The organism is Streptomyces sp. NPDC001717, from assembly GCF_042892775.1.
GTDB lineage: Bacteria > Actinomycetota > Actinomycetes > Streptomycetales > Streptomycetaceae > Streptomyces.
Map to the genome: position 1 here is coordinate 373,457 of NZ_JBIAUK010000003.1, position 12,087 is coordinate 385,543.

The 12,087-nt window shown below is 72.9% G+C and carries 12 protein-coding genes; 2 read left to right on the top strand and 10 right to left on the bottom strand.

Going from position 1 to position 12,087, the window contains the following annotated elements; genetic code table 11:
- Positions 1-3 precede the first annotated feature (3 nt).
- The 8 genes from ACFYZL_RS09060 to ACFYZL_RS09095 all read right to left on the bottom strand — a co-directional run bounded on the left by ACFYZL_RS09060 (position 4) and on the right by ACFYZL_RS09095 (position 8,617).
- Positions 4-510: a hydrogenase maturation protease gene (locus ACFYZL_RS09060; protein WP_384744328.1), complete on the bottom strand. Its 507-nt coding sequence runs from the start codon at positions 508-510 to the stop codon at positions 4-6.
- A complete protein-coding gene (locus ACFYZL_RS09065; RefSeq protein WP_388677389.1) occupies positions 507-1,925 on the bottom strand; it encodes a hypothetical protein in 1,419 nt (472 codons plus the stop codon). The genes ACFYZL_RS09060 and ACFYZL_RS09065 overlap by 4 nt, the downstream gene beginning before the upstream one ends.
- Positions 1,922-2,653 (bottom strand): DUF6084 family protein, encoded by a 732-nt coding sequence (locus ACFYZL_RS09070; protein WP_388677392.1) that lies wholly within the window; start codon positions 2,651-2,653, stop codon positions 1,922-1,924. The genes ACFYZL_RS09065 and ACFYZL_RS09070 overlap by 4 nt, the downstream gene beginning before the upstream one ends.
- Positions 2,650-3,306, bottom strand: a complete 657-nt coding sequence (locus ACFYZL_RS09075) for a DUF5947 family protein (protein WP_388677395.1) — start codon at positions 3,304-3,306, stop codon at positions 2,650-2,652. Before ACFYZL_RS09075 ends, ACFYZL_RS09070 begins: the two co-directional genes overlap by 4 nt.
- Positions 3,303-3,842 carry a hypothetical protein gene (locus ACFYZL_RS09080; protein WP_384744333.1) on the bottom strand — a complete coding sequence of 180 codons (540 nt, stop codon included), beginning with the start codon at positions 3,840-3,842 and terminating at the stop codon, positions 3,303-3,305. The genes ACFYZL_RS09075 and ACFYZL_RS09080 overlap by 4 nt, the downstream gene beginning before the upstream one ends.
- Positions 3,839-5,623, bottom strand: a complete 1,785-nt coding sequence (locus ACFYZL_RS09085; RefSeq protein WP_384744334.1) for a nickel-dependent hydrogenase large subunit — start codon at positions 5,621-5,623, stop codon at positions 3,839-3,841. The genes ACFYZL_RS09080 and ACFYZL_RS09085 overlap by 4 nt, the downstream gene beginning before the upstream one ends.
- Before the next feature lie 75 nt (positions 5,624-5,698).
- The gene (locus ACFYZL_RS09090) at positions 5,699-6,754 is read right to left on the bottom strand and encodes a hydrogenase expression protein HypE (RefSeq protein ID WP_384744336.1); all 1,056 of its coding nucleotides are present in this window, start codon (positions 6,752-6,754) and stop codon (positions 5,699-5,701) included.
- Positions 6,755-6,847: 93 nt separating this feature from the next.
- Positions 6,848-8,617: a hydrogenase maturation protein gene (locus tag ACFYZL_RS09095; RefSeq protein WP_388677400.1), complete on the bottom strand. Its 1,770-nt coding sequence runs from the start codon at positions 8,615-8,617 to the stop codon at positions 6,848-6,850.
- A gap of 204 nt (positions 8,618-8,821) precedes the next feature.
- Between ACFYZL_RS09095 and ACFYZL_RS09100 the strand changes: the two genes are divergently transcribed.
- A complete protein-coding gene (locus ACFYZL_RS09100) occupies positions 8,822-8,977 on the top strand; it encodes a DUF6131 family protein (protein ID WP_376656129.1) in 156 nt (51 codons plus the stop codon).
- A gap of 72 nt (positions 8,978-9,049) precedes the next feature.
- Here the strand turns inward: ACFYZL_RS09100 and ACFYZL_RS09105 are convergent, their stop codons facing one another.
- Both ACFYZL_RS09105 and ACFYZL_RS09110 read right to left on the bottom strand, forming a co-directional pair.
- On the bottom strand, positions 9,050-10,537 hold the full coding sequence (locus tag ACFYZL_RS09105) for a bifunctional phosphatase PAP2/diacylglycerol kinase family protein (protein WP_388677404.1): 1,488 nt from the start codon (positions 10,535-10,537) through the stop codon (positions 9,050-9,052).
- 156 nt (positions 10,538-10,693) lie between these two features.
- Positions 10,694-11,446 (bottom strand): BTAD domain-containing putative transcriptional regulator, encoded by a 753-nt coding sequence (locus ACFYZL_RS09110; RefSeq protein ID WP_384744340.1) that lies wholly within the window; start codon positions 11,444-11,446, stop codon positions 10,694-10,696.
- A 334-nt stretch (positions 11,447-11,780) separates the two neighbouring features.
- On the opposite strand from ACFYZL_RS09110, the gene ACFYZL_RS09115 reads away from it, so the two are divergent.
- On the top strand, positions 11,781-12,047 hold the full coding sequence (locus ACFYZL_RS09115; RefSeq protein WP_384744342.1) for a StsA-related sactipeptide RiPP: 267 nt from the start codon (positions 11,781-11,783) through the stop codon (positions 12,045-12,047).
- Positions 12,048-12,087: the final 40 nt, after the last annotated feature.

The following is a 12,087-nucleotide window of genomic DNA, read 5'->3' on the forward strand; positions in this document are numbered from 1 at the left end:
TCCTCAGTTGGCGACGGCATCGCGGTCGTCCTCCAGCAGGTCCAGCACCATCCGTACGGCCTCCGGCACGGCGGCGGCCACCGGGTCGCTCAGGCCCATCCCCTCCTCCAGGCTGGAGGGTTCGCAGCCGACGACCAGGATGCGCCGCGGCCGGGTGCCGCCGGTGCCCGCGCACAGGGTGTCGAGCAGGGCCAGCACCGCGTCGGGCGACATCTGGTGCCCGTCGAGCGCCGGGGCGCCGGGGGTGATCGAGCCGGGTTCCGGGGCCTCGATCAGGTACAGCGTCCCGGGGGCGCCGCCACGGGAGGTGGCGTCCACCAGGACCAGCGTGTCGTAGCCGTCCAGGAGCTGGTAGGCCAGGTGGACACCGCGCACGCCGATGTCCACCACCTCCACGTGCTCCGGGAGCCGGCTCCCGGGCACGGACAGCCGCCGCACGGTCTCGACGCCGAAGCCGTCGTCGCCGAGGAAGACGTTGCCGATGCCCGCCACCAGGATCCGGGCGCTCACGCGTCCTCCAGGGGGGAGACCTCGTCGGGCTGGAAGTACAGGAACCGGCCCTGCTCCCGGCGGATGTCGGCGCCCGGATCGCCCTCGACGGTGACCGCGAGGTGCACGCCCCCGTCGACGTCGTGCAGGACGGCCTCGACCAGGGCGGCCCGGCCCTGGAGGAACAGGTCCTGGGCGTCGGTGCGCCGCAGGCCGGGGCGCAGGACCACGCGGCTGCCCGGCCCCACCGACGTCCCGTCGACCAGGATCCGGTCGGGGGCCGGGCCCGCGGCGTCGGAGTGCTCCGGATCCCACCAGGGGGTGTCCGGCCTGAACACGGCGTCGTCCTCGAAGGGTTCGGGGACGAGGTCGGGCCCGGACGACCGCGGACCGGTGATCTCCCGCAGCGCCCGGACCGCGCCGTGCAGGCGCTCCAGTACCTCGGCGGGCATGTTGTCGGCCAGGTCGATCACGGCGGCCGCGCGGGCGTCCGTACCGCGTGCCTCGCGCTTCTCCTGCTCGGTCAGGGCGGCGGTCCGCAGGGCGAGGATCTCGTCGATCTCCGTGGCGTCGTACATGGCCCCGGCGCTCTCGGGGGCGATCGCGGGATGGTCCTCCAGGATGATCGGGGAGGAGAGGACCACGTCGGCGCGGCCGGGCTCCCCGGCGAGCACCGGCCAGGTGTGCCGGTTCCCGCAGGCCGCGACGGCCGCCTTGGCCCACTCGGGCGGGTCGGTCATCGACAGGAAGGAACCGGCGCTCAGCCCCAGCAGCAGGTGGGACGCCACGAGCGAGCGGGGCAGGGCGCAGTCGCGGTCGGCGCCGGCCTCCGGAGTCCAGGAGCTGGTGTTCTCCACCACGGCGGTGAGCTTCAACGCCCGGTAGGGCCCGTTGAGTTCCTCGGCGCGCAGCCGCACCACCCCGTCGACCGGTTCGGTCCGCCGGACCAGGCGGCCGCGTTCGCGGCCGTCGGCGTCGAGGACCGGCTCGGTCTGCGTGCGGGCGGGTCGGGCGAAGCCGAGGGTGACCTCGCCCGCCGTCAACTCGTCCACGGAGACCGTCATCTCGACGCGCTCCTCGGTGCCCTCGTCCCAGGGGACCAGGACCCGGTCGGGCAGGTGCAGCTCGGGCACGGCCGCGAACGAACCGTCCCCGAGGGCCTCTTCGACCGTGCGCCGCTGCGCGTGCAGGAAGCGCAGCTCGACGGAGAGGGTCGCCGCCCCGCGGGGCTCCATGATCAGCTCGGTGCGCTGGAACGAGTGCTCGTCGTGCGCCGGACCCCACGAGGGCGGGACCAGCACCCCGAACTGCCAGCGCAGCCGGTTCTTGGCCGCCGAGGCCCGGTACGGGTACAGCACGTACCCCTCGAACAGGACCGCGTCGGCGACCTGCCGGGCGACGTCGAAGCGGGATTCGGGCAGGGACGTGGTGGTCACGGCGCGGACCTCCCGATGACGCGGTGCAGTACCCCGCCGCTCCGGACCGGGTCCGGCACGACGGGGGCGGGATCCGGTGGCGTATCCCCGGGCGGCCGCGCGTCGGCCGCCGAGTCCAGCAGCGCCCGTACGGTCGCCTCCCAGGAGGACAGCGCGTGGCGCGAGCGGAAGGCGAGCAGGTCCGCCATGGTGTCGCGGGGCAGCCGCAGCCAGCCGCAGCCGGGGAAGTGCTGCTCGACCATCTCCCGCCACACGGCCACGGGCATCCGGCAGGAGGCCTCGCGGTCCCAGGGCACGGGCTCGACGTGGAAGCCGCCGGAACCGGTGAACGCCGTACCCGAGAACAGCATCAGCAAGGGGGCCTCGCCGTCCTCCAGGGCGTCGAAGTAGCGGGTGGCCGCGATGTCCATGTCGTACGTGCACGGCACGGCCACCTCGGTCTCGGTCTGCCCGGTGAAGCTCGGGACCATGACCGCGACCTGCGCGAACTGGACGGGCTGGAGCGAGCTGCCCCACCGGGAGCGCTCGCCGAACAGATCGTGCAGCGCGGCGGCCTCGCCCGGTCCGTAGTCGCGCCGCGCCGGTTCGATGCGCAGCTGGCAGCGCAGCGCCAGGGCGTGGACACGGGTCTCGGGAGAGGCCGTGATGCGCAGCCGGAACACCAGGGTGGGGCCGGCCGCGTACGGGTCGGCGCGGACCCCGGTGCAGGTGAAGGCGAAGTCGGTCACGGCCGCCCCTCCCTCGCCTCGGCCGGGACCTTGGCCCGGAGTCCGACCTGTGCGAAGAACGCGGCCAGCGCGGCCCGGGCCTCGGCCCCGCCGTCGAAGCCCTGCCACAGCAGCCTCATCCGTCCCACCAGCTCGTAGCAGACGTCGATCGGCACCAGGTAGCACTCGGTCCGGCCCTCCGAGCGGCGCAGCAGCAGGGCCTCCACGTCGGGTTCGAGGAGTCCGGCCAGCCGGCCGGCGCCCAGGACGCGCTGCCAGGTCTCCGGGTCCAGTTCGCTCTCGGTGGCCCCGGCCGGGCTCGGGTAGAGGGCGACGAGCCGGTCGAGGGCGGCGTTGCGGAAGAAGAACGCGACGCCGACCGGGATCTGCAGGACCTCCCACGCACCCTCGTCCAACGGGTGGTCGGGGTCGGCCAGATAGCGGTCCGGAACGGCCCGGTACCGGCCGGTGGCGGTACCCGGCCGGTCGAACAGCAGGGCGCAGGCCGTGCAGGCGCAGAGCAGGGACCGCTGTTCGGTCTGCACCAGGTGGCGGTGGGCGTCCTCGGCCACCGCCACCCCGCACAGTTCGCAGGTCTCCGGCCGCGGCGCCCGGGGTGCGGTGAAGCGCCGCAGGCCGCGCGCGGGTGCGGCCTGAGCGTGGACCGGGCTCACGGAACGCGCACCGGGGTCTGCGGGCGGGTGCCGATCTGCAGCAGGGCGGGCTGCGGGGCGGCGGGCTCCAGCTCCACCGTGGTCACCTCGGGCGCGAAGGCGGCCAGGGCGTCCTCGATCCGCTGCCGCACCGCGTCGGCCGTGTCACCGCAGCCGCAGCCCCCGCCCGTGGCGGTGGACCGCAGCCGCAGGAGGCCCGTGTCCTCGTCGAAGCCGGCCTGCTCCACCGGTTCCCGTACGGCGTCCAGGGCGCGGGCGATCCGGGTGGGCACGTCCTCGGGGTGCAGGTCGTGCAGGGTCAGCAGGCCGGCGACGAGTTCGTCGCCGAGCAGCCCGGCCAGGGCGGCGGTGCCGCCCGGGTCCTCGTCCAGGCGCCCCACGATCCGGGCCAGCCCGGACCCGTAGAAATCCATGAGCACGCGCACCAGTTCCTCGGCCGCCGCGGCGGCCTCCCGGTCGCCGGAGGCGGCCAGCCGGTCGAGGACCTCCTCGACCCGCAGGCCCGTCTCCCGGGCTCCCGCCGTCGCCGCGCTCATCCGCCCAGTCCGCTCAGGCCGGTGGGCACGTGCATCGACTTCACCGTCTTGCCGCCGCCCACGTACATGTGGACGCCGCAGGGCAGACAGGGGTCGAAGCTGCGCACGGCGCGCATGATGTCGATGCCCTTGAAGTTCTCCGGGGAGTTCTCCTCGAAGATCGGCGTGTTCTGGACGGCGTCCTCGTACGGTCCGGGGGTGCCGAAGGTGTCACGCGTGCTGGCGTTCCACGGGGTCGGCGGGTACGGGTGGTAGTTGGCGATCTTGCCGTCCCGGATCACCATGTGGTGCGACAGGACGCCCCGCACGGCCTCGGTGAAGCCGACGCCGATCGACTCGCTCGGCACCTCGAACTTCTCCCAGGTCTGGGTGCGTCCGGCGCGGACCTCCGCCAGCCCCTTCTCGGCGCAGTGCAGCGCGACGGCGGCCGCGTACGCCTGGAAGTACGTGCGGGCGCGGTTGCGCTCCAGCGCGTTGCTCCACTTCGGGATCTTCCACTCGAAGGTGGTCTCCGGCTTGGTCATGGTGCGCGGCAGGTTGATGACCACGCTGTGCCCGGTGGCCTTGACGTAGCCGATGTCCACGAGCCCGGACAGGGCGGTCGACCACAGGCGGGCGATGGGGCCGCCGCCGGTGTCGAGCGCGAGGTGGTCCTTGCCGTCGAACCAGCGCGGCGACATCACCCAGCTGTACTTGTCGTCGAAGTTCCGCTTCTGCGGGGCGGGGATGGTGTGCTGGTTCCACGGGTGGCGGGCGTCGACCGGGTTGCCGAGCGGGTCGTGGGTGACGAACTTCTCCTGGCCCTCCCAGTCGTCGTAGTAGGAGCTGCCCAGCAGGATGCGGATGCCGAGGTTGATGTCGGTGAGGTCGTTGGTGACCAGCTTGCCGTCCACGACGACACCGGGGGTGACGAACATCTTCCGTCCCCAGCTGCTCATGTTGGCGTACGTGAAGTCGCAGTACTCGGGGTCGTTGAGCGCGCCCCAGCACCCGAGCAGCACGCGCCGCCGGCCGACCTCCTCGTAGCCGGGCAGCGCCTCGTAGAAGAAGTCGAAGAGGTCGTCGTGCAGCGGGACGACCCGCTTCATGAACTCCACGTACCGCATGAGACGGCTCGTGTAGTCCGTGAAGAGCTGGACCGAGGCGATGGTGCCGACGCCGCCCGCGTAGAGGGTGGAGGGGTGCACGTGGCGGCCCTCCATCAGGCAGAACATCTCCCGCGTGTAGCGGCTGACCTGGAGCGCCTCGCGGTAGAACTCGCCCTCGATGGGGTTGAGGGAGCGCATGATGTCGGCGATGGTGCGGTAGCCGTGCTCGCCGGCGTGCGGGGCCTCGGTGCGCTCGGCCAGTTCGAGGACGCCCGGGTTGGTCTCGCGGACCATCTTCTCGCAGTAGTCGACCCCGACCAGGTTCTCCTGGAAGATGTTGTGGTCGAACATGTACTCCGCCGCCTCGCCGAGGTTGATGATCCACTCGGCGAGGTGGGGAGGCTTCACCCCGTAGGCCATGTTCTGCGCGTACACGGAGCAGGTGGCGTGGTTGTCACCGCAGATGCCGCAGATGCGGCTGGTGATGAAGTGCGCGTCGCGGGGGTCCTTGCCGCGCATGAAGACGCTGTAGCCGCGGAAGACGGAGGAGGTGCTGTAGCACTCCGCGACCCGCTTCTGCTTGAAGTCGATCTTCGTGTGGATGCCGAGACTGCCCACGATCCGGGTGATCGGATCCCAGGCCATCTCCACCAGGCCGCTGCCGTCGCCGCCGGCGTTCGTCTTCGGTGCCATCTTGTCTGCCGTGACCCTTCTTGCTGCTGTGCTGCGCGGAGTTCGTGGGCGGGATGATGAGGACGTCCGGGTCGGTCACCAGGGCGGGCGGTAGCCCGTCGTCAGCTTCCGGCCGGTGCGGCGCCACTTCGGCTCCTGGTCCACGGTGTGCGCCGTGATCGAGCGGAGCCTGCGGATGACCGCCCCGTACGCGCCGCTGGCCGCGCTGGACACCTTGGCGCCGGGGGGTTCGTCCATGAACGGCATGAACTTGTCGGGGAAGCCGGGCATCGTGCAGGCGATGCAGATGCCGCCGACGTTGGGACAGCCGCCGATGCCGTTCATCCAGCCGCGCTTGGGGACGTTGCACTTGACGACGGGGCCCCAGCAGCCCAGCTTGACCAGGCACTTGGGCGAGTCGTAGGTGTGGGCGAACTCGCCCTGCTCGTAGTAGCCGGCGCGGTCGCACCCCTCGTGCACGGTGTTGCCGAACAGCCAGGTCGGGCGCAGCTTGTCGTCGAGCGGGATCATCGGAGCGGAGCCCGCCGCCTGGTAGAGCAGGTAGGTGAGGGTCTCCGAGAAGTTGTCCGGCTGGATCGGGCAGCCCGGCACGCACACGATCGGGATGCCGGCCTTCGACTTCCAGTTCCAGCCGAGGTAATCCGGCACGCCCATGGCGCCCGTGGGGTTGCCCTCCATGGCGTGGATGCCGCCGTAGGTGGCGCACGTGCCGATCGCCACCACGGCGAGGGCCTTGGGTGCCAGCCGGTCGATCCACTCGCTGGTGGTGATGGGCTGGCCGGTCTCCGGATCGTCGCCGAACCCGCACCAGTAGCCCTCGGGCTTGATCTTCTCGTTGGGGATGGACCCCTCGACGACCAGCACGAAGGGGTCGATCTCGCCGCGCTCGCCCTTGAAGAACCACTCGATGAAGGTGTCCGCGCCGCCCACCGGGCCGCATTCGAAGTCGATCAGCGGCCAGTGCACGGCGATCTTGGGAAGGCCCGGGAGCGTGCCCGTGACGATCTCCTCGATGCTGGGCTGCATCGCCGCCGTCAGGGACACCGAGTCGCCGTCGCAGCTCAGTCCGGCGTTGATCCAGAGGATGTGGATCGGCGGGTCCTCTACCGTGCTCGGGGTTGTTGCATCCATGAGGAGCGCTCCTTGGGGACGGATGCGGGGATGGTCGGGGCCCGGGCCGGGGGCGGCCGGGGGTGGCTCGTGCGGGTGGGCCCACCCTTCTTGCTAACAGTCCGCGGGGTCCGGTGCCCTGTCTTGCAGGGCCGGTCCAGTGACGCGCCCGTCCCGCGCCGCCCGCAGTGCCGTGTGGCGTCCGGGCACGGGACGGGCCAGGTGCGGCGGGGTGCCGTCCGGGGCCTCCTTGCGGGCGAAGGCGCGGCGCAGCGCGTGGTACGGGGCTCCCGGGTCGAAGAACGTCTCCCGCATCCGGGCCAGCTCCGCCTCCCGGTGGGCGGCGAGGGGACGTACGGCCTCGTCCCGGTCGCGCCGCGCCTTCTTCCCGGCGATGGCGGACCGGGTGGCCGGGGAGGCCGCCAGACGGACCGCGAGCCGGAAGGTCTGCGCCGTGAACTCCTGCGGCCCGCAGGGGACCGTCCGATCGATCAGCCCCATCCGGAGGGCGGCATCGGCGCTCAGCGGCAGGGCCTCGGCGGTCAGGCGCTCGGCGGCGGCTTCGCCGACCCGGCGGGGCAGGGTGTAGGTCCAGTACTCGGATCCGTACAGCCCCATCAGCCGGTAGTGCGGGTTGAGCACCACACCCGTCCTGCACCAGACCTCGTCGGCGGCCAGGGCGAGCATCGCCCCGCCGGCGGCCGCGTTGCCGCCGAGCGCGGCCACCACGAGCCGGTCGGTGGTCGTCAGCACGGCCTCCACCAGGTCGTCCATGGCGGTGATGTTGGCCCAGGACTCCGCGGCCGGATCGGCGGCCGCCTCGATCACGCCCAGGTGGATCCCGTTCGAGAAGAAGCCCCGGCCGCCCCCGAGGACGAGCACGGACGTCGGGCGGGAACAGGCCGCCCGGTAGGCGGCCAGCAGGCGGCGGCACTGCTCGGTGCTCATCGCGCCGCCGGGGAAGGAGAACGACAGGAACCCGGCCCCGCCCTGCTCCCGGTAGCCGATCTGCGACCACGTGCGCTCCTCCGGGCCGGCGTCCGCGGGCGCGGGAAGCTCGGGCAGCGGGGGCAGGGCGTCGCCGAGGGCGAGGACGGCGGGCAGCTTGACGGGAGCGGGCCCCGTGGGCGAGCGCCGGGCCCGCAGTTCGGGGATCCAGACGGCGCCGTCGACCGTGGCCCGGCAGACGGCCCCCGCCCTGGTCGCCAGCAGCTCCCCGGGCCGGCCGCGGAGCCCGTCCTCCCGGTGGCCGCCGTGCAGGAACCACCGGCCGCCCAGCAGGTCGTCCAGGACGCCCGGCTGCGAGTCGGCGGCGCGCAGCGCGCGGAGCACCTGCTCCGTGGTGTCCCGGGCCCAGTCGATCCGGCGCTCCTCCTGGCGCAGGTAGGGCCGCGCCCGTCCGGTCTCCTGCGGCTGCGGGACGTGGGTGCCGGAGGCGAAGCGCTCGACGGCCAGCAGGACGGCGGCCAGCGCGGCGTCCGCGATCTCACCGCGGTAGGCGTCGCTCTTGCCGACGGGCGGGAGCGGGCAGCCGACGGACGCCCAGACGTCGCCGGCGTCCATCTCCTCGTCGGCCTGCAGGACGGTGACGCCCCACCGGTCCGCGTCCTCGGTGACGGCCCGGTCGAGCGAGGAGGGTCCGCGGTCGCCCACCGGGCCCGGATGGACGATCAGGCAGGTGTGCGCGGACCAGACGTCACGGGGGACGGCCGTCTTCAGCATCGGTGCCACGACGAGGTCCGGCCGGTGACGGCGGACGGCGTCGGACAGGGAGGAGCCGGGGAGGGCGAGCTCGACCGTGACGCTGTGGCCGTGGTCCCTCAGCTCGGCGTGGACACGCTGCGTGAGGCTGTTGAAGGCACTGGCGGCGAGCAGGATGTGCACGTGATCTCCCAAGCGTCCGGACCCCGGCGACCGGCAGCCGAAGTGCGGCCGCCGGTCATCGTCGACCCCGGGCGCCCGCCGGCCGGCGAGACCTACGGGGCGTGTCCCCCGGACGGGGGCGCATCCCCCGCCACATGGTGGATGCCCGCCATGCATCCCCTCGCCGAAACGGGGCAGGAGCGCTGTGCGAGACGGGAGTACAACATGATCATCCTTGGAATCATCCTGCTGATCGTCGGCTGGCTCCTCGGCATCTCGATCCTGTGGACCATCGGGCTCATCCTCGTGGTGATCGGGCTCATCCTCTGGGTCCTCGGTGCCGTCGGACACGCGGTGGGCGGCCGCCGCCACTACTACTAGCCGCACAACCAGCCGCACCATGCCCGGAGCCGAGCCGGCGGTCCACCGCCGGCTCGTCCGTGTGGGCGCGGGTCACACGTGCGGGCGGTAGACGGTCAGGGCGTCCGGGAGGGAATCGAGCACCAGCTCCCGGGGGGCCTCGGCGTACTCGCCGTCGTAGGCGAACGCGGTGCCCTCCGGGATCTCCGTGATCCGCAGCGAGCGCAGCCGGGTGGCCGTGTGGACGGGGGAGCGGGTCAGCGGGCCCGCCAGGGCCGCGGCGAGCAACCGGGGCCCGGGACGGCCGCCTCCGTAGGCGAGCCGGAGGTCGAGCAGGCCCTCGTCCAGACGGTCACGCCTGCGCGGGGCCGGACCGGAGCCGTGGTAGGTGCCGTTGCCCGCGAACAGCAGCCACACGCTCCGGCTCCGACCGGCGAGCCGGAGCCGTACGGGGTGTTCCTCGCGCAGCACCCGCCAGGCCGCCAGCAGCCCGGCGGGCACGCTCCCGATGCGCGGCGCCCACGTCAGACGGTGCTTCAGCAGGGTCGGGTAGGAACCGATGCTGAAGGTGTTGACGAAGTACCCCGGCGCGCCCTGCGAGGCGCCCGGCCCCGGGGTGAAACGGCCCAGGCCCACCCGCACCGCCTCGCCGGCGGCCAGGGCGCGGCAGGTGTCCTCGGCACCGGCGAGGCCGAAGTCCTGGGCGAAGTGGTTGAACGTCCCGCCGGGGAACACCGCCAACGGAATCCCCGCCCGCAGCGCGGCGGCGGCCGCCGCGCCGATGGTTCCGTCGCCGCCGCACACCCCGAGCACGGTGGCCCGGGAGGCCGCCTCCGCCAGCGCCCCGGCCAGCTCCGTACCCTCGCAGTGGACCAGTTCGGCCTTGGGGAGCCGGGCGCGCACCACGTCGAGCCCCGCATCGGCGGCGGTCCCCGACCCGGCGTTGACCACCACCGTGAGCCCGCTCCCGTCCGGCAGCGCGGGAGCCTCCGCGGCGGCCCGCTCGTTGCCCGGAACGATGCGGGCCCCCTCCGCGTCGCGCGCGAGCCGTCGTACGACGAATCCCGCGGCGACCCCCAGGGCCGCGCCGGCGACCACGTCGGAGGGGTAGTGCACCCCGGTGTACACCCGGGAGAACGCGACGGACGCGGCGACGGGGGCGAGCACCGCTCCCCAGCCGGGGGACTCCAGCGCCAGCCCGGCGGTGAACGCGAACGCGGACGCCGAGTGCCCGGACGGGAACGAGGTGGTCCGGGGCTGCGTCGCGAGCTGCCGCACGGCCGGCACCCCCTCCAGCAGCGGCCGCGGCCGGCGCACCGTCCACTTGCCGATGCTGTTGATGGTCGCCGAGGCCAGCGCCAGCGAGGCGGCTCCGCGCAGCGCGGCCCTGCGGGCCCGGGGCGAGCCGACCGCGGCGATGACCGCGGCCGACGCGCCCCACAGCACCCCGTGGTTCGCGGCCCGCCCGAGCCTCGGCAGCACCCGGTCGGCTCCCGGCCAGTGCCGCCGGGCCACCAGGTCGAACAGCTGCCGGTCCCACTGTGCGGCGGCGCCTTGCCAGGTCAGTTCCTGATCGGTCATCTCTCGTCCCTACTCGCGGACAGGGGTGACGAGTCCCCGGGGCCTGTCGTCGGATCCCCGTCTACCCCGCGACGCCGATCCGACCACAAACCCGGGGACACTGGCTCCAGGGTGCGCTCCCATCGGTGCCACCGCCCGGTCGGCGGGCCGCCCGGGTCAGTACTCCGCGGTCAGGGCGAGCTGGCGTTCGCGGTCCTGCTTCAGCAGCTGCGGGATCGCGCCGCTCGGGGCCACGCCCAGTTCGGAGAAGAGGAGCTCCCGGTAGTGGCGGTAGCGCCGGTGGGCGTCGGCGACTTCGCCGACGCGCAGGCACGACTGGACCGCGATGCGCCGGGGGCCCTCCCGCAGCGGGTCGGCCTGGGCCGCGGCGTCGGCGAGTTCGAGCACGGTGGCGTGCTGCCGGCGCTGAAGGAACGTCTCTGCGAGCCGCTCGAGCGCCTGGACGCGCTGGAGCTTCCACTTCTCCTGGAACGGCACGAGCCAGTCGTGGTCCCATCCGTACAGCAGGGGGTGGCGCAGTGAGGCCCACAGCTGGGGCTGCCGGTCCTCGTCGACCTCGGCTCCGCCGGGTCCCGACATGGCCGCGACCAGTCGTGTGGCGGTCCTGTAGTCCACCTCCACCTGTTCGGCCAGGGAGAGGGTGGTGTGCGTGGTCTGCAGGAGCGCCCCGGAAGTGGCTTGATTGAGACGCCACACGGTCTGCCGTAATCGGGCCGCCGCACGGGCCGGCGGGGCGTCGGGCCACAGGCGCGCGGCCAGGTCGCCGCGCCGTACCGGGTGGTCGCCGAGCACCAGGGCCGCGACGAGCCGCTGCTGGATGTCGCTGAGGTCCGCGACCCCCTGATCCGTGCGGCAGACGAAGCCTGGCAGCAGCGATACGTGAACGATGCCGAAGCCTGTGGGGTTCATCGCACCTCTCGGGTCGTCCGACGGACCGCTGGCCCGCCGACCGGGCGTGTCGGTGATCTCCGTGCCGACTTCCACGGTCGCTTCACATGAGCTTCACAACAGCTGTGGTATGAGCGTGAGGCACGGCATGGAGATCGTCAACACCCTCGCGTGGCCGGTTCCGGAGGTCCGAATCCGGCCCCGGAACCCGCTGCCGGGAGCGGCGCCGCCCGCGCGCGTATGTCCTCGTTCATGCCTCTGACACAACCCACATTCGTGGGGTTGTTTCACCGAACTCCCACGCGCAGTCTCGGTGGCGTCCCCGTACCGAACGTCATAGCGAAGGGTGGGAATCATGAGCTTCAACTCCCTGGAGGCACTCCGCTCCGCCGGTGTCATCGGCGGCACGATGGCCCCCGCACTCGAGGAGTTCTACTCCAGCCTGACCCAGGAGGAGACCACCGTCCTCATCTCGACCAAGAACCGCCTCGCGGCGATCCTGCCCGACGTGGTGGCCCACTCCCAGGAGTGGTCCTCGCCCGAGTCCTCGAAGGAGGGCTGGGACGCCGCGATGCTGTGTGCCTGCGGCGTCTGGTCCGGCTCCGGTCACGCGCAGAACTAGTCCGACAGTTCACAGGCGTGGCCCGACGGCCACTCGCGTC